Source organism: Streptomyces sp. NPDC004065 (assembly GCF_044903565.1).
In the GTDB taxonomy this organism is placed as follows: domain Bacteria; phylum Actinomycetota; class Actinomycetes; order Streptomycetales; family Streptomycetaceae; genus Streptomyces.
Genome location: NZ_JBJDQT010000006.1, coordinates 207,551 through 230,019 on the forward strand (window position 1 = coordinate 207,551; position 22,469 = coordinate 230,019).

At 74.6% G+C, this 22,469-nt stretch carries 21 protein-coding genes; 11 read left to right on the forward strand and 10 right to left on the reverse strand.

What is annotated here, in order from left to right:
- Positions 1-21: 21 nt before the first annotated feature.
- Positions 22-687, reverse strand: coding sequence for a bifunctional DNA primase/polymerase (locus tag ACI2LW_RS10530; protein ID WP_404730785.1), 666 nt, complete (start codon positions 685-687; stop codon positions 22-24).
- A gap of 334 nt (positions 688-1,021) precedes the next feature.
- Here ACI2LW_RS10530 and ACI2LW_RS10535 point away from each other — a divergent pair, with 334 nt between their 5' ends.
- Together ACI2LW_RS10535 and ACI2LW_RS10540 are read left to right on the forward strand one after the other, a co-directional pair.
- Positions 1,022-2,407: a transcriptional regulator gene (locus ACI2LW_RS10535; protein WP_404730786.1), complete on the forward strand. Its 1,386-nt coding sequence runs from the start codon at positions 1,022-1,024 to the stop codon at positions 2,405-2,407.
- 290 nt (positions 2,408-2,697) lie between these two features.
- Positions 2,698-4,326: a hypothetical protein gene (locus tag ACI2LW_RS10540; RefSeq protein ID WP_404730787.1), complete on the forward strand. Its 1,629-nt coding sequence runs from the start codon at positions 2,698-2,700 to the stop codon at positions 4,324-4,326.
- A 168-nt stretch (positions 4,327-4,494) separates the two neighbouring features.
- Here ACI2LW_RS10540 and ACI2LW_RS10545 read toward each other — a convergent pair whose 3' ends face one another.
- Positions 4,495-5,811, reverse strand: a complete 1,317-nt coding sequence (locus ACI2LW_RS10545) for an ABC transporter substrate-binding protein (protein WP_404730788.1) — start codon at positions 5,809-5,811, stop codon at positions 4,495-4,497.
- Between the two features lie 117 nt (positions 5,812-5,928).
- On the opposite strand from ACI2LW_RS10545, the gene ACI2LW_RS10550 reads away from it, so the two are divergent.
- A complete protein-coding gene (locus ACI2LW_RS10550; RefSeq protein WP_404730789.1) occupies positions 5,929-6,429 on the forward strand; it encodes a hypothetical protein in 501 nt (166 codons plus the stop codon).
- 168 nt (positions 6,430-6,597) lie between these two features.
- Entirely contained in the window at positions 6,598-7,479 is an 882-nt protein-coding gene (gene purU, locus ACI2LW_RS10555; protein WP_404730790.1) for a formyltetrahydrofolate deformylase, read from the forward strand.
- Between the two features lie 245 nt (positions 7,480-7,724).
- On the opposite strand, the gene ACI2LW_RS10560 is transcribed toward purU, so the two are convergent.
- Both ACI2LW_RS10560 and ACI2LW_RS10565 read right to left on the reverse strand, forming a co-directional pair.
- Positions 7,725-9,224 carry a zf-HC2 domain-containing protein gene (locus ACI2LW_RS10560; RefSeq protein WP_404730791.1) on the reverse strand — a complete coding sequence of 500 codons (1,500 nt, stop codon included), beginning with the start codon at positions 9,222-9,224 and terminating at the stop codon, positions 7,725-7,727.
- Positions 9,221-9,802 (reverse strand): sigma-70 family RNA polymerase sigma factor, encoded by a 582-nt coding sequence (locus ACI2LW_RS10565; RefSeq protein ID WP_404730792.1) that lies wholly within the window; start codon positions 9,800-9,802, stop codon positions 9,221-9,223. Before ACI2LW_RS10565 ends, ACI2LW_RS10560 begins: the two co-directional genes overlap by 4 nt.
- 402 nt (positions 9,803-10,204) lie before the next feature.
- Between ACI2LW_RS10565 and ACI2LW_RS10570 the strand changes: the two genes are divergently transcribed.
- From ACI2LW_RS10570 to ACI2LW_RS10580, 3 genes are all read left to right on the forward strand, one after another.
- Entirely contained in the window at positions 10,205-10,573 is a 369-nt protein-coding gene (locus ACI2LW_RS10570; RefSeq protein ID WP_404730793.1) for an STAS domain-containing protein, read from the forward strand.
- A gap of 168 nt (positions 10,574-10,741) precedes the next feature.
- Positions 10,742-11,254 carry an EF-hand domain-containing protein gene (locus tag ACI2LW_RS10575; protein ID WP_404730794.1) on the forward strand — a complete coding sequence of 171 codons (513 nt, stop codon included), beginning with the start codon at positions 10,742-10,744 and terminating at the stop codon, positions 11,252-11,254.
- A gap of 1,066 nt (positions 11,255-12,320) precedes the next feature.
- A complete protein-coding gene (locus ACI2LW_RS10580) occupies positions 12,321-12,788 on the forward strand; it encodes an ATP-binding protein (RefSeq protein WP_404730817.1) in 468 nt (155 codons plus the stop codon).
- A 489-nt stretch (positions 12,789-13,277) separates the two neighbouring features.
- Here the strand turns inward: ACI2LW_RS10580 and ACI2LW_RS10585 are convergent, their stop codons facing one another.
- Positions 13,278-14,168: a serine hydrolase gene (locus tag ACI2LW_RS10585; protein ID WP_404730795.1), complete on the reverse strand. Its 891-nt coding sequence runs from the start codon at positions 14,166-14,168 to the stop codon at positions 13,278-13,280.
- Positions 14,169-14,382: 214 nt separating this feature from the next.
- A complete protein-coding gene (locus tag ACI2LW_RS10590; protein ID WP_404730796.1) occupies positions 14,383-15,384 on the reverse strand; it encodes a GlxA family transcriptional regulator in 1,002 nt (333 codons plus the stop codon).
- Positions 15,385-15,483: 99 nt separating this feature from the next.
- Here ACI2LW_RS10590 and ACI2LW_RS10595 point away from each other — a divergent pair, with 99 nt between their 5' ends.
- Entirely contained in the window at positions 15,484-16,113 is a 630-nt protein-coding gene (locus tag ACI2LW_RS10595) for a class I SAM-dependent methyltransferase (protein ID WP_404730797.1), read from the forward strand.
- 197 nt (positions 16,114-16,310) lie between these two features.
- Complete coding sequence (locus ACI2LW_RS10600) at positions 16,311-17,663, forward strand: MFS transporter (protein ID WP_404730818.1); 1,353 nt, start codon at positions 16,311-16,313, stop codon at positions 17,661-17,663.
- 171 nt (positions 17,664-17,834) lie between these two features.
- On the opposite strand, the gene ACI2LW_RS10605 is transcribed toward ACI2LW_RS10600, so the two are convergent.
- The gene (locus ACI2LW_RS10605) at positions 17,835-19,046 is read right to left on the reverse strand and encodes a flavin-containing monooxygenase (protein ID WP_404730798.1); all 1,212 of its coding nucleotides are present in this window, start codon (positions 19,044-19,046) and stop codon (positions 17,835-17,837) included.
- A gap of 126 nt (positions 19,047-19,172) precedes the next feature.
- On the opposite strand from ACI2LW_RS10605, the gene ACI2LW_RS10610 reads away from it, so the two are divergent.
- Positions 19,173-19,976 (forward strand): GNAT family N-acetyltransferase, encoded by an 804-nt coding sequence (locus ACI2LW_RS10610; protein ID WP_404730799.1) that lies wholly within the window; start codon positions 19,173-19,175, stop codon positions 19,974-19,976.
- Positions 19,977-20,083: 107 nt separating this feature from the next.
- On the opposite strand, the gene ACI2LW_RS10615 is transcribed toward ACI2LW_RS10610, so the two are convergent.
- Complete coding sequence (locus ACI2LW_RS10615) at positions 20,084-20,749, reverse strand: pyridoxal 5'-phosphate synthase (RefSeq protein ID WP_404730800.1); 666 nt, start codon at positions 20,747-20,749, stop codon at positions 20,084-20,086.
- A gap of 277 nt (positions 20,750-21,026) precedes the next feature.
- Positions 21,027-21,650, reverse strand: a complete 624-nt coding sequence (locus ACI2LW_RS10620; RefSeq protein ID WP_404730801.1) for a LysE family translocator — start codon at positions 21,648-21,650, stop codon at positions 21,027-21,029.
- An 82-nt stretch (positions 21,651-21,732) separates the two neighbouring features.
- Here ACI2LW_RS10620 and ACI2LW_RS10625 point away from each other — a divergent pair, with 82 nt between their 5' ends.
- A complete protein-coding gene (locus ACI2LW_RS10625; RefSeq protein ID WP_404730802.1) occupies positions 21,733-22,185 on the forward strand; it encodes an Lrp/AsnC family transcriptional regulator in 453 nt (150 codons plus the stop codon).
- Between the two features lie 62 nt (positions 22,186-22,247).
- Here ACI2LW_RS10625 and ACI2LW_RS10630 read toward each other — a convergent pair.
- Positions 22,248-22,469, reverse strand: a 222-nt coding sequence (locus ACI2LW_RS10630) for an IS30 family transposase (protein WP_404730803.1), incomplete at its 5' end; no start/stop codon positions are given.

Consider the following 22,469-nt stretch of genomic DNA (forward strand, 5'->3'; position numbering starts at 1 on the left):
GCCCCTTCCGGCGCGGTGGTGCTACCGGTCCCTGCCGCACGCGTAGGCCAGGGGCGAGATGAGTTCCTCCGCGTCGGGCAGCCACCGGTTGGCGGGGGTCGGCCGGCAGGCCCACTGCACGGCGCCCCGCGAGCCGTAGCGGGTGGGCGGGGCGGCGACGTAGGCGCCCTCGCCGAGGGCGACCAGGTCGAGGGAGGCCGGCGACCAGCCGAGCTTGCGGACCAGCTCGGGCACCTTCGTGGACGCGCCCGGCAGCACGAAGAAGTGCATGCGCCGCTCCGGTGTGAGGGTCACCGGCCCGAGGGCGAGCTCCATGCGCTGCATCCGGGCCAGGGCGAGGAACCCGGCGGTCTCCGGCACGCAGATCGCGTCGAAGGTGCGGCCGGTGGGCAGCAGGATGGACGCCCTGGGATGCTTCTGCCACATCCGGCGGGCGACCGTCGCGCTGCCGGTGGCCTGGGCCGCCCAGTCCGTCCGGGCCGGGTGCGCGCCGGGCGCGGCGCACACGGGGTCGCCGCAGGAGCAGCGCTGCACCCCGTCGACGGCTTCCAGCCAGGTGCCGGGGAACACGTCCCAGTGGCGCTCCTCGGCGTAGCGAACGGCTGTCTCCAGCAGCGAGTCCCCGCGCTGCTTGGGGATCTGACCGGCCATCTGTGCGGCTTCCGTGCCCGCGATCGTCTCTTCCACGTTCCACTCAACTCCCGCGTCCACCTGGAGTTACGCGGACACCGCGCGCGGGGGAGGAGCATCGGGTCCGCGCCCGGGGCGCATGGGTGCACGGGTGGGGGCGCGCGGGAGGATCGCGGCCGGGCGCGGGGTAGTGCTGAGTGGGGGGATCCTTTCTTCGCCCCGGCAATCCTCATATGCCTGGCATTTTCGGTATGTCCGCTGGGCATCGATCTTCACGGCCGGGTTCCCTCGCCGGGACGCGACGGGGCCGGCCGTGGAAGAGACGTCGACTGAGGTGCGCGGGCAGGCACCGCAGCCACACGGAACGGCCAGGAAGCAGGGGGTTCACGCCATGGCCGCAAGGCCTCTCGTAGCGCGGCAGCCGAACGAACGGCTGCAGGCGCTCATCCAGGAAGCGGGCTGCTCCAACGCAGGGCTGGCCCGCCGGGTCAACATGTGCGGCGCCGAGCACGGCCTCGACCTGCGGTACGACAAGACGTCCGTGGCGCGCTGGCTGCGCGGGCAGCAGCCGCGCGGACGGGCACCGGCGGTCATCGCCGAGGCGCTGGGCCGCAAGCTCGGCCGTACGGTCACGATCGACGAGATCGGCATGGCCAACGGCAAGAACCTCGCCTCGGGCGTGGGCCTGCAGTTCTCGCCGACGGTGCTGGGGGCCATCGAGCAGGTCTGCGAGCTGTGGCGCAGCGACGTGGGCCGGCGGGACTTCCTGTCCGGCTCCTCGGTCGCCGCGTCCGCGCTGGTCGAGCCGAGCCGGGACTGGCTCATCTCCGCGCCGGACGGGCAGGTCGCGCGTTCGGCCGGGCCGCGGGTGGGCCAGTCCGACGTGGCGGCGGTGCGGGCCATGACGCAGGCGCTGGTCGACCTCGACCACACCTACGGCAGCGGGCATGTGCGTCCGGTGGTCGTGCACTACCTCAACAGCGTCGTCTCGGGCCTGCTGGCCGGGTCGTACCGGGAGGCGGTGGGCCGCGACCTGTTCGCCGCGGTCGCGCGACTGACCGAGCTGGCCGGTTACATGGCCGTGGACACCGGCCAACCGGGCCTGGCGCAGCGCTACTACATCCAGGCGCTGCGGCTGGCCCAGGCGGCCGGGGACCGCGGGTACGGCGGGTACGTGCTGGCCGCGTCCATGAGCCATCTCGCCGCGCAGCTCGGGAACCCGCGGGAGATCGCGCAGTTGGCCCGGGCGGCGCAGGAGGGGGCGCGCGGTCGCGTGACCCCGCGCGCGCAGGCGATGTTCCTCGCCGCCGAGGCGCGCGGGCACGCCCTGATGGGCGATGCGCGGGCGGCCGAGCTGGCGGCCGGGCGGGCGGTGAGCGCGCTGGGGGCCGCGGAGCCGGACACCGGGGACGACCCGGCGTGGATCGCGCACTTCGACGAGGCTTATCTCGCCGACGAGTTGGCGCACTGCCACCGGGACCTGGGGCAGGCGGAGGCGGCGGCGCGGCGGGCCGAGGAGGCGCTGGCCGGGCATCCCGTCTCGCGGGCGCGGCGGCGGGCGATCGGCTATGTGCTGCTCGCCACCGCGCAGGTGCAGCAGCGGGAGGTCGAACAGGCCTGCCACACCGGGCTGAAGGCGGTGGAGCTGCTCGAGACGCTGCGGTCCAACCGGGGCGCGGAGTACCTGGAGGACTTCCAGCAGCGTCTGGAGCCGTACCGGGACGAGCCGGTGGTGCGGGAGTTCGGGGCGCGGCTGGACATGCAGATCGCGGCCTGAGCGTGCCGCGGCGCGCCGCCGGGCGGAGGCCGGAGGGAGGCCGGGCGGGTGCCGGGCGGAGGCCGGAGGGAGGCAGGGCACGGCCCGGACACGGCCCGGAGATGGCCCGGGCGCCGGCCTGCCGGGGCGCCCCGGTGAAGCGCGTGGGGCTTATACAGCGCATGGCGGGCGGGTTTTGTTACTGCGGTCACAGGGAGGGAGGTCCGGTCCTGTGCTGCGTGGCAGCGGGCTCCGGGGACCCGGTAGCGTGAGCCGACGATTCGGAAGGTCCCCCAGTCGTAGGAGTCCCGGTGACGCAGAGTGGACAGGGCGAGGAGCCCTCGGCGCGGCCCGCGCGCGAAGGCATCGTGCTGCCCTCCGACGGTGGTGAGCCCCTGCTGCCGGGCACGACGGGCGGCCCGTCCGGCGGCCCGTCCGCACAGTCGGCCGGCCAGGTCCCGGCCGGCGGTCAGGCCTGGGGCCGGCCGTGGGGCCCGGGGCAGGAGGGCCCGGGACAGCAGGGACCGGACCCCTCGGCCGGCCAGGGCTGGCAGGCGGCGGGGCAGTCCTGGGGCTCCCCGGAGCAGTACCCGCGGACACCGCAGGCGGGCTGGGACGAGCAGGGCGGCGCCGCCCGCGCGGGCGCGGGCCCGCTGCCTCCCGAGGGCGCCCCGGCGCCGTCCTACGGCGCGCAGCAGTCCTACGGCGGCCACACTCCGCAGACCCCGCCGGGCGGCCACGCCTACGGTGTCCAGGGCGGGCAGCCGCAGCCGTCCCCCTACGGCGCCCCCGGTCACGGCGGCGCGCCCGGCGCCGGTCACCCGGCGGCCGGGGCGGACGAGGGAGCGACGCAGTTCCTGCCGCCGGTCACCGGCGCGGCGGTGGACGAGGGGGCCACCCAGTTCCTGCCGCCGGTGACGGGCTCCCCGGTGAACGAGGGCGCCACGCAGTACCTGCCGCCGGTGGCGCCCGGGGCGCTCCCCGCGGAGGGGGCGGGCGACCCCGCGACCCACTACCTGGGCCGCATACCCCAGGGCGGCCCCGGACCGGTGCCGCCCGCAGCGGCCGGCGGCCGTCCCGATGCCGAGCCCACCCAGTACATCCCGCCCGTGGACGCGGGCGGCGGGCGGCAGACGCCCGCCGAGTTCGACAACCTCTTCCGCGGCGGCCCCGGCGGGGAGCCCGCCGGCGCCACCCAGCAGCTGCCCCGCTTCCAGCAGCAGCCCGCCGCCCGGCCCGCCCACGACCCGGCCGGCGCCGGTTTCGGCGACGTCGACGGTGACGGAGGCGGCCGGGGAGGCCGCGGGACGCGTTCGCGAGTGCCGCTGATCGCGACGGTCGGCGTGGCCATCGTCGTCCTCGGCGTCGGCGCCGGGGCGCTGCTCGCGGGCGGCGAGGACGACGGCTCCGGCGGCAAGGGCAACACCACCGTCTCCGCCACCGCCCCGGCCACCGAGGGCAGCTCCCCCTCGGCGTCCGCCGACCCGGCACGGCAGCAGGCGGTCGCCCTGGACAAGCTGCTCAACGACAGCGGCAGCAGCCGTGCCGCGGTGATCAAGGCCGTGGCCGACGTCAAGAACTGCGACAACCTCGACCAGGCGGCCTCCGGCCTGCGCGACGCCGCCGAGCAGCGCAAGGGGCTGGTGACCCGGCTGGGGCAGCTGTCCGTCGACAAGCTGCCCCGCAACGCCGAGCTGACCGCGGCGCTCACCAGCGCGTGGCGGGCCTCGGAGTCGGCCGACCGGCACTACGCGGCGTGGGCCGACCAGGCACACGGCAAGAAGGTGTGCAAGAAGGGCCACGCCCGCTCCACGGCCGAGACCCAGGCCGGCAACCGGCAGAGCGGTGTCGCCAGCGCCCAGAAGGTCAAGGCCGCCCAGTTGTGGAACGCGATCGCCAAGACGTACGGCCTCACCCAGCGCCAGCCGACCCAGCTCTGAACGGCCCGCCGGGGCCCCGGGGTCCCGGGGTCGTGGGCTGAGTGAGCCGCAGTCCGTACGGCGGCCCCCTTGCGGACCCCTGCGGGCCACTGCGGACCTCCGCGGCCCCCTGCGGACCTCCGCGGACCCCCGCGGCCCCCGTCCCGCCGGGCGCCGGAGCGCGCGGCCTCAGCCGATGTCCGCGTTCTCCAGCGCGCCGCTGACGTCGACGAAGCCCTTGGCGGCCGGCTTCAGCCGGCCCCCCTCCACCACCTGGGGCGTCACGTGGGCGTTGACCAGGCGGGCGAAGCCGGCCGAGTCCAGCAGGTCCGACAGCCGCCAGCGCAGCGGCGGGGTGAGGCCGCCCGTGCCGACCGTCAGCCCGTCGTCCAGGGTGTGCCGTACGGCCGTGGCGCTCACCTCGCCGGAGCCGATCCTCCGCAGCACGGCCCGGAGCACCGTGTAGGCGATCCACGTGGTCTGCACCCCGGCGTCCGCGGGGTCGACGCGGTTGTCGCCGAAGGCCTCCTCGTTGATCACCTTCTTCATGGTGTCCCAGCGCGGATCGTCCGCGACCGGGTACCAGCCGGTGAGGCGGGCGCCCTCGTACGGCCCCGAGGCGCCGCCGGCGGCGTCGATCACCGGCTGGTCCACGCTGCCGACCAGGGCGGCGGTGCGCACGGCGGGGTGGTTCCCGCGCTCGCGGCGGAAGGAGTCCATGAAGGTGTCGGTGCGCTCGCCGAGGGCGGGTACCACGCACCCCGTCCTCCCCGGCTCGGCGGTGGCCTGCCGCAGCGCCCGGTCCGCCTGGCGGGAGTACTCGGTGGCGTCCTCGGCGGCCCGCTGGTCGTGGGCGCCCGCGTGGCGGCCCGCCCGCAGGCCGGCGTCGAGCAGGGTGGGCACTTCGTCGCCCGCGATGGTGTCCGGCCGGACCAGGGCGACGGGGCCGCAGCCGGCGGCGAGTTCCCGGCCGAGGCCGGCCAGCAGGGAGGGCTGGCCGCCGTTGACCGGGTAGGACAGCGCCCGGGTGAACTCGGTGGTGGTCACGCCGTAGCCGCCGATGTACGGGATGCCCGCGCTCTCCAGCGGCGGGAAGAAGGAGTCGCTGTACTGGCTGTAGGAGCCGACGACGGCGACGGCGTTCTCCTTGACCGCGCGCCGGGCGCACTTCGCCGCCCCCACGGGATCGTTGCCCTCGTTGCAGGTCAGAACGGTGAGCTTGTGGCCCGCGATGCCGCCGTGGCCGTTGACCCAGCGGGCGTAGGCCCGCGCCATGGCGGGCATGCCGGGCTCGTTGGTCGCCCTGGTGTTCTCCGGCGCCCAGGTCATCACGGTGACGGTGCCGCCCCCGGAGCCCGTGGCACCGGGCACGACGCCGCAGCCCGCGGTCAGCGAGGCGCAGGCGGCCAGGGCGCCCGCCAGCAGCAGCCGCCTCCGCCCGGCGGGCCCGGTGGGCCCGGTGGAGGTGCGGGGAAACGTGCTGCGCGTGGGTCGCCTGCCGGTCATGCGTCAGCACGATTCCGTCACACCCCCAACCGGAGAGTGACCCTTGGTCAACGAATGGTGACAGCGCGGTGAACAACGGGGGCCGGTGGGACTCCTGAGGCGGGGAACGTACGATCGATGACCGTGCAAGCTGTGGAGAACCCTTCCCGTCGCGGCCGTCGCTCCTCCACCATGGGCGGCATGCCACTCAACGACATGCCGTGGTGGCGCTGGCGCAGCAATGTGCGCTCCGCGCTGCACATGCTCTCCGACCCGGTGTTCCAGCGGGACGTCTGGCTGGCCGGCGTGGAGGGGTACGGCGACGTCACCGACGCGGTCTACCGCCTGGTCGAGGACACCTGGCTGGACAACTGGTCCGCCGAGAAGTACGTCGGCACGATCTTCCGCGACTCCCAGGAGGCGGCCCTGGTGGACACCGCCGTGCTGCGGGTGCTGCGCATCATGCACCAGGTGGGGCCGGACGCGCCGGTGGCCGCGTACCTCGAGCACCACGCCTGGCCGGAGGCGGTCCGCGCGGCACGCGACGCGCATGTGCGGCTCGCGGCGAGCGACGGCGACGACCCCGACACGCCGCCGCGCAGCCTGGAGGTGCTGCGCATCATGACGCGCTCGGCCTGAGCCGCGGGGACGGGCCGGCCCGGCGTCGAGCCGCCCCGTCCGGCCTGTCCCGTCGAGCCGCCCCGTCCGGCCCGCGTCGGGCCGTACCGTCTTGTAGCTGCCGTCCGGCCTGTCCCGCCCTGCGGGACGACTGCCCACGGCAGCGGGCCTTGTGGGACCCTGTGCTGCATGAACGAGCAGTCCACCGGAGCCGCGGCCAAGGCCGACCAGTACCTCCTGACCCTGTCCTGCCCGGACCGGCAGGGCATCGTGCACGCCGTGTCGAGCTACCTGTTCATGACCGGGTGCAACATCGAGGACAGCCAGCAGTTCGGCGACCACGACACGGGTCTGTTCTTCATGCGCGTCCACTTCTCGGCCGAGGCGCCGGTGACCGTGGAGAAGCTGCGGGCCAGCTTCGCGGCGGTCGGTGACTCCTTCGCCATGGACTGGCAGATCCACCGCGCCGAGGAGAAGATGCGCGTGGTGCTGATGGTCAGCAGGTTCGGGCACTGCCTGAACGACCTGCTGTTCCGCGCCCGGACCGGCGCACTGCCGGTGGAAATCGCGGCGGTGGTGTCCAACCACACCGACTTCGCCGAGCTGGTGGCTTCGTACGACATTCCCTTCCACCACATCCCAGTGACCCGGGACACCAAGGCGGAGGCCGAGGCGCGGCTGCTGGAGATCGTGCGCGGGGAGAACGTCGAACTGGTCGTGCTCGCCCGCTACATGCAGGTCCTCTCGGACGACCTGTGCAAACAGCTCAGCGGCCGCATCATCAACATCCACCACTCCTTCCTGCCGAGCTTCAAGGGCGCCAAGCCGTACCACCAGGCGCACGCCCGGGGCGTCAAGCTGATCGGCGCGACGGCCCACTACGTGACCGCGGACCTCGACGAGGGCCCGATCATCGAGCAGGAGGTCGAGCGGGTCGGCCACGACGCGACCCCGGACCAGCTGGTCGCGGTCGGCCGTGACGTGGAGTGCCAGGCGCTGGCCCGCGCGGTCAAGTGGCACGCCGAGCGCCGCATCCTCCTCAACGGCCGCAGGACGGTCGTCTTCGCCTAGTGCTGCGACCGGAAAGGTTCACCGGCTCACGACGTCCGGCACGGCACCTCGCCGCGTTGTCGCATCACCCGAGTACGTCCAGTACGCGGGTGATGCTCCGCCTTGCGATGCACCGCACCGGACGCCGCGAGCTTTCCGGCAAACCTTTCCGGCCACAGCACTAGCTGTGCTGTCCGGCCCGTGCACCGGCCGTGGACGGGCCGTGGACGGCCCGGTCCGTGCACCGGCCGCGGACGGCACCGTTGTCACATACGGCTCAGCGAGGCCGCCGCGTACAGGACGTCCCTGATCGCCTCGCGGTCGCCCACCTGGCCCGCGGCCGCGTCCCGGGGAGCGACGTGGCCCGCCGCGAGACGGCAGAACTCCACGCCGTCCAGCGCCACATGGGCCACCTCGTGCTCCGCGGACCCCACCGCGCCGGGCGCGTCCAGCGGGATCAGCCACTCGCCCCCGCCCAGCCCCTCGATCTCCAGCCGCAGACTGCGCCCCGGCTCGCCCGCCGCCACCAGGCGCCGGGTCCGGGCGGGCGAGGCGAGCCCGGCCAGCCGCCGCGCGGCCAGCACACCCGGCAGCGTCCGCGCCGCGAGGTCGATCATCCGGTGCAGATGGCGCGGGGCGGGCGGCGCGTAGGGGTAGTCCACCGCCTCCGCGATGTCCTCGGCGTGCACCCAGCACTCGAAGGCGCGGTCCAGCATCGCGTCAGGCAGCGGCAGTTCGCAGCCGCCGTACGGCACCACCGGACCGCCGGCGCCCGGACCTCCGCCGGCGGACACCGGGCCCCGGGACGCGGACACCGGGCCTCCGGGGGCGGACACCGGACCTGCGCCGCCGTCCGAGGCGCCCCCGTCCGAGGTTGTGCCGTCCGAGGTCGTGCCGTCCGGGGCGCCGGACGTGAGGGACGCCGCGCGTACCAGGGCGTGCGTCTGCGCCCGCCACGGCGCCCGCACGTCCCGGGACGGCGGGAAGTGCGCCGCCTTCCAGTACGCCTCCGTGCGCCCCGCGGGCGTGGGGTCCGCCACCGCGGCCCCGCCCAGCGGGTCGTCCAGGCCGAGCGCGACCGCGACCAGCCCGTCCACGCTCATCAGGTGCGCGATGACCCCGGCGACCGTCGTACGGCGGCTGACCGTGTCCTCGTCCTCGAACCACCGCAGCCGCACCGGCGTGTGCCACTCGGCGTCGGCGATGTCCTGCAGCAGGGCGTCGAGGCGGGCGGCCTCCGCGTCGTACGGCGCCGCCCACTCGGGCACCGGGACGCGTGGCGGCCGCCGTTCCAGGCAGCTCTCCAGGACGCGGGTGCGCAGCCCCGGGTCGAGGTCGAGGCTCTCCGGCGGGTGCAGCAGGCCGACGGCCTCGCGCAGTCGCAGCGCCTCCTCCGCGCAGCCGCCGCACGCGCCGAGGTGCTCCTCGACCGCCGCCGACTCCCGCGGGGAGCAGGCGGCCAGCGCCCACGCTCCGAGGAGCGACTTCAGGACGTCGTGTGCCGGCACGAGCGCGGGCTGCTCCTTCGGCTGCTCCATGTCCTTCGGCTGTTCCGTGTCCTCGGGCGGCGCTGTGTCCTGTGGGTGTTCCGTGTCCCCGGGCGGTGTGGCGTCCTGTGGGGGTTCCGGCTCGGGTGGCGGCGGTGGCGGGGGCGGCGGCAGCGGCCGGTCGCCGTCCTCCACGGAGGCGCGGGGCGTGGGGATGCGGGGCGGCCCGCCGTGCCCGCCCCGCGCGCCGTCCTCCCCGGACGGTCCGCGCGGGCTCATGCCGCACCCCCGAATCCGGGCGGCGCCCCCGGCGTCCCGCTGTCGTGGGCCGTGGACAGCAGCTGCAGGCCGAGGCGGAGCCGCCGGCGCGCCTCGTCCTCGGTGACGCCGAGGTCGGCGGCGGTCTGCCGGTAGTCGCGGCGCTGGAAATAGGCCAGTTCCAGGGCGGCGCGCAGCGGGGCGGGCATGGAGTGGAGGATGTAGTCGGCGCGGGCGGCGACCGAGGCGCGGCGCACCCGGCGCTCCAGCTCGCCCCGGGTGCCCCCGCCGGTGCGGGCCAGGGCGGCGGCCTCGGTGGCGCGCAGCCGCTGGACGGCGAGCCGGTGGGTCAGCGCGGCCACCCACGAGCGCAGCGGCTCCCGCCCGGGGTCGTAGGCGTCGGGGTGCTCCCAGACGTGGCTGAAGACCTCGCGGGTGACGCGGTCGGCGGCCTGTTCGTCGCCGAGGACGCGGTGGGCCAGGCCGTGCACGAGGGAGGCGAACCGGTCGTAGAGCTCGCCCAGGGCGGCGGCCTCCCCGCGTGCGAGCCGCTGCTGCATCCTGCGGTCCCAGCGGGGCGGTGCGTCCTTCTTCGCCATACGGCCCCCTCCGCGCCGGTCGCGTCCGCGTCCGGTCCTGCGGGCCGGGCTCGTGTCCCGGCCTCCGTCTTCCGTCGAATGTAGTCGGCACGCCCGAGCGCGCACGCCCCTTTGTGGCAATGTGCGCCCCCTGAAGCGCCGCAGGTGGTAAGGGTGCGGGCGGCCGGTCTGCCCCCTTTGTGGGCGACTTGTCCGCGCCGCCTGCTTCACGCCTTCCCCGTCGTATCACGTTCGATCGAACACGATCGAAGATGACCGAAACAAGCCCCTTGGTGAACAGTATCGGTTTGGCATACGGCGTTTGGGGGAACGGCCGCTGGGCAGCCGCGCGGAAAGAAGCGTAGGAACTGCTTCCGTTTCCGGGCGGTTCCGGGGAAGTTCCGGCGAGCGGAGGGCGGGCCCGTGGCGTTCAAGGTGACCGGCGGTGAAGAAGGCGAGTGGAGCGTGCTCCAGGTCGCGGGCGAACTCGACCTGGTGTCCTCGCCGGTGCTGCGCCAGCGGGTGCACGACGCGGTGGCCCAGGGCCGCCACCACCTCGTCCTGGACCTCTCGGAGGTCTTCTTCTGCGACTCCAGCGGCGTCGGCGTGCTCGTCGCCGCCCGCCGGCTGATCCGCTCCTGCCGCGGCCGGCTGCGCCTGATACTGCCGGCCCGCGGCGCCGTCGACGGCTCGCACGTCAACCGTGTGCTCGGCGCCCTCGGCGTGCGCCGGCTGTTCGACGTCTACCCGGACCTCGCCGCGGCGGTGGACCGCGAGCCGCTGTCCGCCTGAACGCCGGACGGAGCGCGCGCCGCGCTACCCGGGGCCCCGTCGTGCCACGCGGTTGTCCCGGAATTCCCCCGGTCTTGGCACAACCGTCGTTTTCCCGTCCCCGCGAGGTGCCGCTCGTCGTACGCTCCCTCGCAGACCGACCCCTCACCTAAGGCGGCCAGAGAAGACATGGTCAGCAGCGAGTACGAGCGCAGGATCGCGACCCGGTTCGCCACCTTCGACCAGGACGGCAACGGCTGGATCGACCGGGAGGACTTCAGCGTGGCGGCCAAGGCGCTGCTCGCGGAGTTCGGCGTGACCGCCCGGTCCGACAAGGGCCAGGCCCTGTACGGCGGCGCGGAGGCGTTCTGGCAGGGCATGGCCGGGATCGCGGACCGCGACGGCGACCAGCGCATCACCCGCGAGGAGTTCGTGACCGGCGCGGTCAAGCGCCTGCGCGACAACCCGGAGCGGTTCGCCGAGATCGCCCGCCCCTTCCTGCACGCCGCCCTGGCCGTCGCGGACACCGACGGCGACGGCGCCGCCGGCGTCGAGGACGCCGGGCGCGTGCTCCGGGTGCTGGGCGTGCCCCGGGAGACGGCCGGGGCGATCGCCGCCGGACTGGACGCCGACGGCGACGGCAGGATCCGCGAGGAGGACGTCGTACCCGCCTTCGCCCGCTACTTCACCGTCCGGGAGTAGGCAGGAGGAGCCGAGGGGCCCCGAGCGGCCCGAACCCCGGGCGGCCCCGCCCCGCGAGGGGTCTCTCGAGGCGCTTGCCCCCGGCGCGGCGCTCGCCCGCACGGTCGTGCGCCGGGCACCGCGCCGGGGGCCGTGCGCGCCGGAGCCGTGCACCGGAGGCCGTGCGCCCGCGCGGGGCGGCGGGGTGTCCGTGCGCCCGGTGGCGCAACACGCCCGGGCACGCGAGCAGTTCGGGACCGTCCTGGGAGCGCGATCAGGGCGGCCGCCCGAACACCCGCGCCCCCTCTCGTGGACCGGGACGGACCGGACCACGGCGCCCGCCGCTGACCCGTCGGCCCCCCGCGCGCACCCCGCGGCGGTGCGGCCGCCCGCCGTGCCGTCGACGACGCGCGCGACGGCCGCCGCGTGCCCGCCCGCGTCCGGCTTCACGGCCCTCACCTGGGAGTCCCATGACGCGTCCGGCGCCGGGAACGCACAGGGGTACGAGCCCGGCGTGGCCGCGAAGTGACGCAGTGTGAGGCATCGCCCGCCGTGGATCCGGTGTCCGGACCGGGGGAGGGCGCCGTGCGCTGGAGCGGGGCGGCGGGCCCGGTCGGGGATGTCGCGGATCGTGGCAATCCATAGTCACGGAACGTCACCGTCCGCCCGGACGCGGTGCGTCACCCGTCACGTCCTGGAGTCGCCGCGCCACTCGGGTACCTTGTGTCCAATGCGAGTGGTTCCGAGCACGAGCCGTACCGGCACCGCCCCTGGGGCGGCCCCGGAAAGGACGGTGCGCGCCCCTGCTCGCAGGGCCGGACGGCCTTCGCCGCCGTCCCGTTCGACTCCCCGCGAGGGGCGTCGCACAGTATGCCGCACGAGTACTCCTTCGCGCGGGAATATGCCCGAAGCGCTTGTTGCGGTGACCGTACGTCAACCATGCTGTCTGGCAAGGGAGTCACGTTCCGTGACCCTTGCTCTGGCCGTTGTTCTGGCCATGCAGAAAATGGCTACGATCGTGGCCCTCGTGTGGCGCGAGGCTATGTGTCCGCCGGTTCGGATGGTGTGAGCGGTGCAGGTGCTTCAAGTGCAGCTGGAGATCCGGCCCGACCCCGCGGAGGTGGGGCGGGCCCGGAGGTGGGCCCGCTCGCGGCTCGCCGGGTCGGGGATAGGGGGCGACGAACCGCTGGCCGAGACACTGGTCCTCCTCGTCTCCGAACTGGTCACCAACGCCGTGGTGCACACCGGCTGTCCGGCCGTCCTGCGGCTGTCGCTGCCCGGGGCGCCGGCCGAGCCGGCCACGGTGCGCCTCGAGGTGGCCGACGCCAGCACCAGGGCCCCCGTGCCGCGCTGCGTCGGGGACGACGCCACCGGCGGGCGCGGCCTCGCCCTCGTCGACGGCCTCGCCGACCGCTGGGGCTGGAGCCCGGAGGGCGCGGGCAAGCGCATCTGGTGCGAACTGGACCGCTGTTCGCCGTCCGCACAGGCGACGACCCCCGCCGCCTGCGGCAGTCAGGCGCCGGTCTACGACGGCCTCGCCTACGAGGCGGTGTAGCGGCACCGCCTGCCGTGCTCCGTGCGCCGCGTGTGCTTCCGTGCGCGCCCACTGCGATCCGGTCATAACGGGTATATCGCCAAGCGGCTGTTGACGTTCCCTGTCCGTTTGATCACGCTTGTGGGCAGCGATTCGCCGCGAGGGGACGGCGAGGGTCCGGCTGCCCGGCCCTCGGCGAGTGTGAGTCGTGAGCCGGCGTCGGCCGGTCCCGTCAGGACCGAGGGGGGTGGGGCCACCGCGCCGGAGCCGGATGGCGGTGCGCGGTGCCGCGCTCGGGGCGGACGACAGCGCGCCGCCACCCGGACTCATCCCGCCGCGTCGGCGCGACCGCGCCGGCAAGCGGCGGCGTCCTCACATCCACAGGCTGTGGACGACTTCCCGGAGACCTGGAGACCTGGAGACCTGGAGACCAGGAGACCAGGAGACCTGGAGACCCGGAAGCCGAATGCCGGCCGGGAGTGCCGCCGCCGCGGGACCGGTGTCCGGCGGTCAGTGTCCGGAGCCGGTTGCCGACGACACGGCCGCGCGTGCCGCGCCCTGCACGAGCCGGATCCCGTCGTTCATCGACGCGTTGCCGTCCGACAGCACCGCCACCAGACAGGGGTGACCGTCCACGGAGATCCGTCCGACGCTGTTGACGTCCCACAGCCCGGAGGTGTTGCGCTGCAACCAGCCGTTCTTCAGCGCCCATTGCGTACCGGCCGACGAGACGCCCCACGCCTGGTCGGGGGCGACGTTCGTCATCAGCGCGCGGATGTAGGCCCGGGACTGCGCGGTCAGCGCGGCGGAGCCGCCCCGCGCGGTGCCGCCGATGTCGAACACCGCGCGCAGCAGCCGTATCTGGTCGCTCGCCGTCGTCCGGGTCAGCCCCCACTTGGCGCCGGGACCACCCTTGGTCGAGGTCAGCCCGAGGCGCTTGTTGGCCGCCTCCAGCCCGGGGGCCCGGCCGATCTGCCGCCACAGCGTGTTCGCGGCCGCGTTGTCGCTGTGCCGGATCATCGGATCCGCCAGGGCGCGTTCCCGCGCGGTCAGGGGCCGGTGCGCGTCCTGCGCCTGGAGCAGCGCGGTGGCGAGGATGTCCACCTTGACGATGCTCGCGGTGTCGTAGGGGACGTCGGCGCCGCGCAGCGTGGGCGTGCGCCCGGTGCCGTCCAACGGCAGCACCGCCGCCGTCACCCGGCTCTTGCCCGCGGTCTTCTCCGTCGCCGCGGCCTTCTCCCCGGCGCTGCCCTGGACCTGGGAAGGCCCGGGTGCCTGGGGTGCGGTCGCCGCACCGGCCGGGGCGGCTGCGCCCAGGACGCCGGCCGACAGCAGGGCGGCGGTGGCGGTCAGGAGGGCGCCGGTCCTCGGACGCGGCAGGGAGCGCGGACGTTTCAGCATGGACGAGCGGACCTCGGCAGGGGATCGGGGACGTTTGTCGGGAAACCGAGGACCGAACGTAGACGAAACGACCGGCCCCTTCGGTGACCCCCGTCACCTATACGCCCGTTTCCGCCCGGATTGTGAGAAGTGCCATAGGTCGCCGAGGGCTTCGCCGCACACGCGGCGACGCGAAGGCCCGCAAGGTCCGCGAGGCTCGCGAGGTCCGCAAGGCCTAGACGCGAGCCGCGCCGCCCACCCGGAAGGTCCGCCGGTAGGCCGTCGGCGTCACGCCGAGGGCCGCCTGGAGGTGCTGCCGCATCGACTGCGCCGTGCCGAACCCCGACTCCCGGGCCACCCGGTCGACGGACAGGTCCGTGGACTCCAGCAGCCGGCGGGCGCGTTCCACGCGCTGCTGGGTCAGCCACTGCCCCGGGCTGATCCCGACCTCCTCGCGGAAGCGGCGGGTGAAGGTCCGTACCGACATGGCCTCCTGCTCGGCCATGTCCCGCAACTGGATGGGCTCGTGCAGCCGCTCCAGCGCCCATGCGCGCGCGGTGGTCGTGGTGGCCAGTTGCGGGTCCGGCACCGGCCGGTCGATGTACTGGGCCTGCCCGCCGTCGCGGTGCGGGGGCACCACGGTGCGGCGGGCCACGTCGTTGGCGACGGCCGCGCCGTGGTCGCGGCGCACCATGTGCAGGCACAGGTCGATCCCGGCCGCGACGCCCGCGGAGGTCAGCACGTCGCCGTCGTCGACGAACAGCACGTCGGCGTCCACCTTGACCTGCGGGAACATCCGCTGGAAGCGGCCGGCGTCGGCCCAGTGCGTGGTGGCCGGACGGCCGTCCAGCAGACCCGCGGCGGCCAGCACGTACACGCCGGTGCAGATCGAGGCGAGCCGGGTGCCGGGCCGCAGGCGGGCGAACGCGTCGGCGAGCTCCCCGGTGAGCACCCCCTGCTCGTACACCGGGCCGAGCTCGTAGGACGCCGGGACGATGACGGTGTCGGCGGCCGCCAGGGACTCCGGCCCGTGCGCGACGTCGATGGTGAAGTCCGCGTCGGTCTGCACCGGGCCCGGCGGCCGCGCCGAGCAGGTCACCACCTCATACAGCGGCCGCCCCGCGGCGTCCCGGGGACGGCCGAAGATCCGGTGGGGAATGCCCAGCTCGAACGGGATCACCCCGTCGAGAGCGAGGACGGCGACGCGGTGCACCCGGTGTTCCCTGGCCGACTCCATGGCCCGATCCTAACGAACACCGCTTTCCGGGCCACTCGCCCCTGTCATACCCCGTGCCGGAAGCCGGTGTTGGCCCCTCATGCCGGGAAGGATCACCGCATGTCGTTGGCCGAGTCATGGGACAGGTACGCGGTCGGGAGCAAGCCGCGCAGGAGCGTGAACGCCAAGGGGGATGCGACCTGGCTGAACTGGACCCAGTACGCCGATCACGGGCCGGACGAGAGCATTCTGGGCCCCGTGGCCGGACGCCGGGTGCTGGAACTCGGCTCGGGGAGCGGTAGTAACCTCGCCCATCTCGTGACGCTTGGTGCGACAGGTCTGGGGGTGGACATCGCCCCCGCCCGTGAGGCGGTCGCACGGGAGCGCTGGGGGCATCTGCCGGGCCTTGAGTTCCGTACGGCGGAGGCGACTGCGTTCCTGAACGAGATGGACGAGACATTCGATGTCGTGCTCTCGATCTTTGGTGCCGTGTGGTTCGTCGATCCGAACACCCTGCTCCCGCTGATCCGCTCGCGCATGACGCCGGGCGGCATCCTGGCCTTCTCGCATTTGCCTCCAGGTAGTCAGGGGCCCAAGCCTGTCAAAGCCGGACTGCGGCACGACCGCACCCCGGATGGGTGGGGGCGCGTCCTGACGGGACACGGCTTCTCTGACGTGCGGGTGTCGCTGATCGACCCGCCAAAGGGTAGGGCTGTGGGCACGATGCTTGTCCGGGCCCTGGCCGCCTGACCGTGCGGACGTGCGCCTTTCTCATGCGCTCCCACCGAGGTGGCGATGCGGGGTGACGGTCGTGGCCCGATCCTAACGAACGCTGTCCTTCGGGCCACTCGCCGTGGTCGTGACCGTGCCGGAGGCTCTATGGCGTGACCCAGACGACCCGGACCACTCCGACCACGAAAGCCACGGAAGCAGCGGACGCCACGGCCATGGACGCCGCGGAACTCCCGGAAGGCACAGAGCCCACGGATTCCACGGACCCCGCCCGCACCGGCCTCGCGGCCGGTCCCGGGAAGGGGGCGCGGCGCTCCGTCCGTGTGCACCGTGCGTGGTTCGTCGCCGCCGTCGCCTTCGTCACGATCATCGGCGCGGCGGCCTTCCGTTCCCTGCCCGGCCTGCTCATCGACCCGCTGCACCAGGAGTTCGACTGGTCCCGCGGCACGATCGGCGCGGCCGTCTCGATCAACCTCGCGCTGTACGGCCTGACCGCGCCGTTCGCCGCCGCGCTCATGGACCGTTTCGGCATCCGGCGGGTGGTGGCCGTCGCGCTGACCGTGATCGCCGTCGGCTCGGGCCTGACCGTCTGGATGACGGCGGCCTGGCAGCTGTGGCTGTGCTGGGGCCTGCTGGTCGGCCTCGGCTCCGGCTCCATGGCGCTGGCCTTCGCGGCCACGGTCACCAACCGCTGGTTCACCGAGCGGCGCGGGCTGGTCACCGGCATCCTCACCGCGGCCTCCGCCTCCGGCCAGCTGATCTTCCTGCCGATCCTGTCCTGGACGGTCGAGTCGCACGGCTGGCGTCCGGCCGCGGTCACGGTCGCGCTGGCCGCCCTCGCCGTCGTCCCCTTCGTCTGGCTGCTGCTGCGCGACCACCCGGCGGACGTGGGCCTCGAGCCGTACGGGGCACGGGAGTTCGTGCCCAAGCCGGAACCGGTGCCGGGGGCCGCGCGCCGGACGGTGACCGTGCTGTTCTCGGCGGCGCGCACCGGACCGTTCTGGCTGCTGGCCGGCACCTTCGCGATCTGCGGCGCCTCCACCAACGGTCTGATCCAGACCCACTTCGTGCCCGCCGCCCACGACCACGGCATGCCCATCACGGCGGCGGCCTCGCTGCTCGCGGTGATCGGCGTGTTCGACGTGGCCGGCACGGTCGCCTCGGGCTGGTTCACCGACCGCTTCGAAGCGCGCCGCCTGCTGGCCGTGTACTACGCGCTGCGCGGTGTCTCGCTGCTCTTCCTGCCGATGCTGCTGGCGCCGAGCGTGCACCCGCCGATGATCTTCTTCATCGTCTTCTACGGCCTCGACTGGGTCGCCACCGTGCCGCCCACCCTCGCCCTGTGCCGGGAGCACTACGGCGACGACAGCGCGATCGTCTTCGGCTGGGTGCTCGCCTCGCACCAGGTGGGCGCGGCGCTCGTCGCCTACCTCGGCGGCCTGGCCCGGGACGTCTTCGGCTCGTACGACATGGTCTGGTACGCCTCGGGCGCGCTGTGCGCGGCGGCGGCCCTGATGGCGCTGGTGATCCGGCGCCGACCGCGGGTGCCCGCTCCCGCGGCCGCCTGAGGGGCGTCCTCGGGACGCGGGACAGAGGCGTCTGCAAGACGCGGGGCAGAGGCGTCTGCGGGGCGTGGGACCGGGGCGTCTGCGGGGCCCGGGGCAGGGGCGTCTGCGGGACGCGGGACCGGACCGGGCGGGTCCCGGTCGTCCGGGTGCGCGGCCGGGCCCGGTCCCGGTTCAGGCGGGCAGGCGGGAGACCTGGACGGTGTCGTCGCGGCGGGCGCCGTCCTTCGCGACGGCCCTGGCGATCCGTACGGCGTCGATGGCCAGTTCGCGGAACATGCCGCTGATGGGGTTGGTGAACCCGGTGAAATACAGACCGGGGGCGCCGTCCGGGGTGCGGGGGCCGTGCACCACGGGTCTGCCGCGGGAGTCCAGTACGCCGAGGTGGCCGACCAGGGGCTCCAGGCCGCGTACGTAACCGGTGGCGGCGACGACGGCGTCGGGCTCGACGCGGCTGCCGTCGGCGAGGACGACCTTGCCGCCCTCGAAGCCCTCCACGGCGGCCACCACCTCGACCCGCCCGTCGCGCACGGCGTCCACGAGACCGACGTCCTGCACCGGGATCGCGCCCTCCTTGACCCGGGAGTACAGGCCGGTCGAGGGACGCGGCAGACCGTGCGCCGACAGGTCCGGCACGCTCAGCCGCGCCATCGGCCTGGCGAGCCGGTCGACGAGCCCGACCGGCAGCCGCCGGCACAGCACGCCCGTGTACTGGGCGGCCCACCCGGCCGTCGACCGGCGCACGATGTGCGGGGCGGTGCGCACCGACAGCCGTACCCGCGCGGCGCCGCCCTCCACCAGGTCGACGGCGATCTCGGCGCCCGTGTTGCCTACGCCGACGACGAGGACGTCCCGTCCGGCGAAGCCCTCGGCGTTGCGGTAGGCCGAGGCGTGCAGGAACTCGCCGGTGTACGTCTCGCGGCCCGGCCAGTCGGGCACCCGCGGCGTGTGGTTGAACCCGGTGGCGACCACCACCGCGCCTCCGGTCAGCTCCCGGCCCCCGGTGGCGTGCAGCAGCCACCCGGTGCCGTCCGGCGTGCGCTCGACGCGGGAGACCTCGACACCGGTCACGATCTCCAGCTCGTGGCGCTCGGCGTACTTCTCCAGGTAGCGCACCACGTCGTCGCGCGCCACCCACCGGCCGAACCGGCGCGGCATCGGCAGCCCGGGCAGCGCGGACAGCCGGCGGGTGGTGTGCAGCCGGAGCCGGTCGTAGTGGCCCCGCCAGGACGCGCCGACCCGGTCGGACTTCTCCAGGACGACGGCGCGTATCCCCTGCGCGCGCAGCGCGTACGCGGCGGCCAGCCCGCCCGGGCCGCCCCCGATGACGTAGACGGGGCGGTCGGCGCGCGGTGCCGCGGGGACGGGTCGGGTGGAGTCGGCCATGACCGCGAGCGTAATCACGCACCAGGTTGATGGGTATCGGTCAAGACCGGAATTGGTTGCGGAATGATCACGGCTGTGCAGAAGGCGTGCGCGGCGCGCGGTCGCGGCGCGTTGTTGAATGAACCGGTGACCACCAACCTCCCTGATCTCAGGATTCTTTCGACGGCGCGCATACGCGGGCACGGTCTGCTGCTGCGCCCGTGGGACCCGGACTCCGAGGCCGATGCCGGAGCCTGGCTGCGCGGCAACACGGACCCGGAGTTCCGGCGCTGGAACACCCCCATCACTCCGGTCACGGACCGGGCCGGTGCCCGGGAGTCGCTGCGGACGCGCGCCGAGCGTGCGCGGGAGGGCGCGGCGGCCACGTTCGCGATCACCGACGAGGACAGCGGTACGGTGCTGGGTCACATCGGCATGAACGACGTCCGCCGCTTCCTGGCCAGCGCCGCGGTGGGCTACTGGGTGCTGCCCGAGGCGCGCGGCCGCGGGGTGGCCACCCGGGCCCTGGGGCTGATCGCGGACTGGGGCTTCACCGAACTCGGCCTGCACCGCATGGAACTGGACCACGTCGTCGGCCACGAGGTCTCCTGCCGGGTCGCCGAGCGCTGCGGGTTCCGGTACGAGGGCACGATGCGCGGGGCGCTGTTCGAGGAGGGCCGCCGGGACGCGTTCCGCGACGCCCACCTCCACGCCCGCCTCAGCACGGACCCGCCCCCGGACATCGCCTCCGGGCCGGCCTCCGGCTCGGGCGCGGCCTCCGGCTCGGGGGCGGCCTTGCAGCACCCGGGGTCGGTCTCCGGCTCGGGGGCGCGCTCCGGCTCGGGCGCGGCCTCCGGCTCGGGGGCGGCCTTGCAGCACCCGGGGTCGGTCTCCGGTTCGGGGTCGGCCTCGCGCCCGGCGTCCGCCTCGCACCCCGAGCCCGCCCAGTAGCGCCCGGATCCCGGCCAGCGCCCGCCGGGCGCCCCGGGCCCGTACCCCTGGCGCCCGGCGCCCGCCGCGGGCCCGGATCCGCGCACCGGACGCTTACCGGGCGACCGTCACGGCCAGAGCAGTTCGCGGGACCAGCCGTCCGGCGTGCGGCGGTACCGCAGGCGTACGTGGCGGCGGCGGGCCTCGCCCTGGAAGAACTCCACCTCCGCCGGGAGCAGGTGGTAGAGCGTCCAGGAGGACACGTCGGACTCCGGCTCCCGCCGGGCGCGCGACCAGGCGGCCTCGGAGGCCTGCGCCAACTCCTCCAGCGAGCCGAGGACTTCGCTCTGCCGGCCGGTGAGCGCGGCGGCCAGCGCGCCGGTCGACCGGGCGTGCAGATCCGCCCGGGCCCGCTCGGGCGGGGCCACGGAGACCCGGCCGCGCACCCGGACCTGCCGGCCCCTGAGCGGCCAGTAGAAGGCCAGGGCAGCGTAGGGGCGTCCGGCCAGCTGGCGGCCCTTGCGGCTGCCGGAGTGGGTGGCGAAGGCCCAGCCCTCGTCGTCGGCGCCGTGCAGCATCACGATCCGCACGTCCGGCCGGCCCTCCGCGTCCGCGGTGGCGAGGGACATGGTGTGCGGCTCCCGCTCCCCGGCCGCCACCGCCTCCGCGAACCACCGCGTGAACAGGGGCAGCGGGGCGTCCGGCGTGCTGTCCGGGTCGAACGGCGGCAGCTCGGTGACCTCCGGGTCCCACACCCGCAACGACCGCAGCAGCTCCTGCAGATCCGTCTCCATGCCCCGAGTATCGCCCGCCCTGCCGCCCTGCCGCCCTGCCGCCCTGCCGCCCTGCCCTGCTGCCCCGATGCCCCGCCGCTCCGCCGCCGGGCCGCCCTTGCCCTGCCGCCGGGCCGCCCGTCGCACCCGTCGCCCACCCGCCCCTCTTCCCGCGGCCCGCAGCAGCCCTGCTTCCCGCGGCCCGCGGCCCGCGGCAGCCCTGCTTCCCGCGGCCCGCCGCCACCCGCCACTGGCCACCCGCAGTGCGCCGCCCGCCGCCCGCCCGAGCGGTGCGCCGTCACAGCGTCGCCAGGCGCTCCACCAGCAGCAGCGCCCCGATGCCCAGCATCGCCGCGCCCGAGGTGCGGGTGACCGCGCGGGCCGCGGACGGGCGGGTGCCGAGCACCGCCCGGGCCAGGACGCCGACCGTCAGGTAGACGGCCGCGCAGCACGCCATGTGCAGCAGGCCCAGCACGGCCGTCTGCACGGGTACGGGCAGGTGCGCGTCGCGGGTGGACAGGAACTGCGGGAGCACCGAGAGGTAGAGCAGCAGGCCCTTGGGGTTCAGGCCGCTGATGGTGGCGCCGCGCAGCAGGACGCGGAACGCCGGGGCGGCGAGCGGCTCCTCGGCCGCGGTCACCGCGGCCGGTGCGCGCAGCACCGACCAGCCGAGCCGCACCAGGTAGCCGGCGCCCGCCACGGTCAGGGCGGTCAGCAGCCCGGGCGAGCCCGCCACCAGGACCGCGAGCCCCGCCACCGCGAGCACCGTGTGCAGCGCGTAGCCGGCCACCAGGCCGCCGACCGCCGCCGCGACCGAGCGGTCCTTCAGGCCCGCCGCGATCGCGTAGGCCCAGTCGGCGCCCGGTACGCAGACCAGCAGCAGGTCGACGGCGAGGAAGGACAGGAGCGTTCCGGAGTGCATACCGGGCAGATTAGGCGTGAAGAGGCCGAAAGTGTTCCCGAAGTTTGCTCAGATGGGGGCATCTGGGGAGAGAATCTTCTCCATGGACGACGTGGACAGGAAGATTCTTGCCGAGCTTCAGCAGGACGGGCGGCTGACGGTGACCGAGCTGGCCGCCCGGGTGCGGCTGAGCGTCTCCCCGTGCCACCGGAGGCTGCGGGAGCTGGAGCGGTCCGGGGCGGTGCGCGGGTACCGGGCGGTGGTGGATCCGGCCGCGGTCGGGCTGACCTTCGAGGCGCTGGTCTTCGTCTCGATGCGGCAGGAGGACCGGGACACGGTGGCCGAGTTCGAGCGGGCGGTCGGCGAGGTGGAGCACGTGCTGGAGGCGCAGCGCCTCTTCGGCGACCCGGACTACCTGCTGCGCGTGGCCACCGCGGACCTGGCCGCCTTCCAGCGCCTGTACGACGAGCGCCTCGCCACCCTGCCGGGCGTCCAGCGGCTGACCTCCACGCTGGTGATGAAGCACGTGGTCACGGACCGCCCGCTGCCGGCGTAGCGCAGGAGCGGGCCCCCGCACGGCCCCTTGGGTTCAAGGGGTCGTCGCAACACCACTTGGTTTCAGGTGGTGAGTAGATCACGTAGACGCTCGGCTGGGGTATCCCAGCCGAGCGTCTTGCGTGGGCGGCCGTTGAGTTCCTGTGCGACGTGTTCGAGGTCCTCGGGACTGTGGACGCTCAGGTCGGTTCCCTTGGGGAAGTACTGCCGCAGCAGCCCGTTCGTGTTCTCGTTCGAGCCGCGTTGCCAGGGCGAGGCCGGGTCGCAGAAGTAGACGGGCATGCC

Excerpts from the sequence above, each read along its gene's own strand:
- ACI2LW_RS10535 (WP_404730786.1), top strand. The coding sequence starts at position 1,022 with ATGGCCGCAAGGCCTCTCGTAGCGCGGCAGCCGAACGAACGGCTGCAG.
- ACI2LW_RS10545 (WP_404730788.1), bottom strand. The coding sequence starts at position 5,811 with ATGACCGGCAGGCGACCCACGCGCAGCACGTTTCCCCGCACCTCCACC.
- ACI2LW_RS10550 (WP_404730789.1), top strand. The coding sequence starts at position 5,929 with ATGACCGTGCAAGCTGTGGAGAACCCTTCCCGTCGCGGCCGTCGCTCC.
- purU (WP_404730790.1), top strand. The coding sequence starts at position 6,598 with ATGAACGAGCAGTCCACCGGAGCCGCGGCCAAGGCCGACCAGTACCTC.
- ACI2LW_RS10560 (WP_404730791.1), bottom strand. The coding sequence starts at position 9,224 with ATGAGCCCGCGCGGACCGTCCGGGGAGGACGGCGCGCGGGGCGGGCAC.
- ACI2LW_RS10565 (WP_404730792.1), bottom strand. The coding sequence starts at position 9,802 with ATGGCGAAGAAGGACGCACCGCCCCGCTGGGACCGCAGGATGCAGCAG.
- ACI2LW_RS10575 (WP_404730794.1), top strand. The coding sequence starts at position 10,742 with ATGGTCAGCAGCGAGTACGAGCGCAGGATCGCGACCCGGTTCGCCACC.
- ACI2LW_RS10585 (WP_404730795.1), bottom strand. The coding sequence starts at position 14,168 with ATGCTGAAACGTCCGCGCTCCCTGCCGCGTCCGAGGACCGGCGCCCTC.
- ACI2LW_RS10590 (WP_404730796.1), bottom strand. The coding sequence starts at position 15,384 with ATGGAGTCGGCCAGGGAACACCGGGTGCACCGCGTCGCCGTCCTCGCT.
- ACI2LW_RS10595 (WP_404730797.1), top strand. The coding sequence starts at position 15,484 with ATGTCGTTGGCCGAGTCATGGGACAGGTACGCGGTCGGGAGCAAGCCG.
- ACI2LW_RS10600 (WP_404730818.1), top strand. The coding sequence starts at position 16,311 with ATGGACGCCGCGGAACTCCCGGAAGGCACAGAGCCCACGGATTCCACG.
- ACI2LW_RS10605 (WP_404730798.1), bottom strand. The coding sequence starts at position 19,046 with ATGGCCGACTCCACCCGACCCGTCCCCGCGGCACCGCGCGCCGACCGC.
- ACI2LW_RS10615 (WP_404730800.1), bottom strand. The coding sequence starts at position 20,749 with ATGGAGACGGATCTGCAGGAGCTGCTGCGGTCGTTGCGGGTGTGGGAC.
- ACI2LW_RS10620 (WP_404730801.1), bottom strand. The coding sequence starts at position 21,650 with ATGCACTCCGGAACGCTCCTGTCCTTCCTCGCCGTCGACCTGCTGCTG.
- ACI2LW_RS10625 (WP_404730802.1), top strand. The coding sequence starts at position 21,733 with ATGGACGACGTGGACAGGAAGATTCTTGCCGAGCTTCAGCAGGACGGG.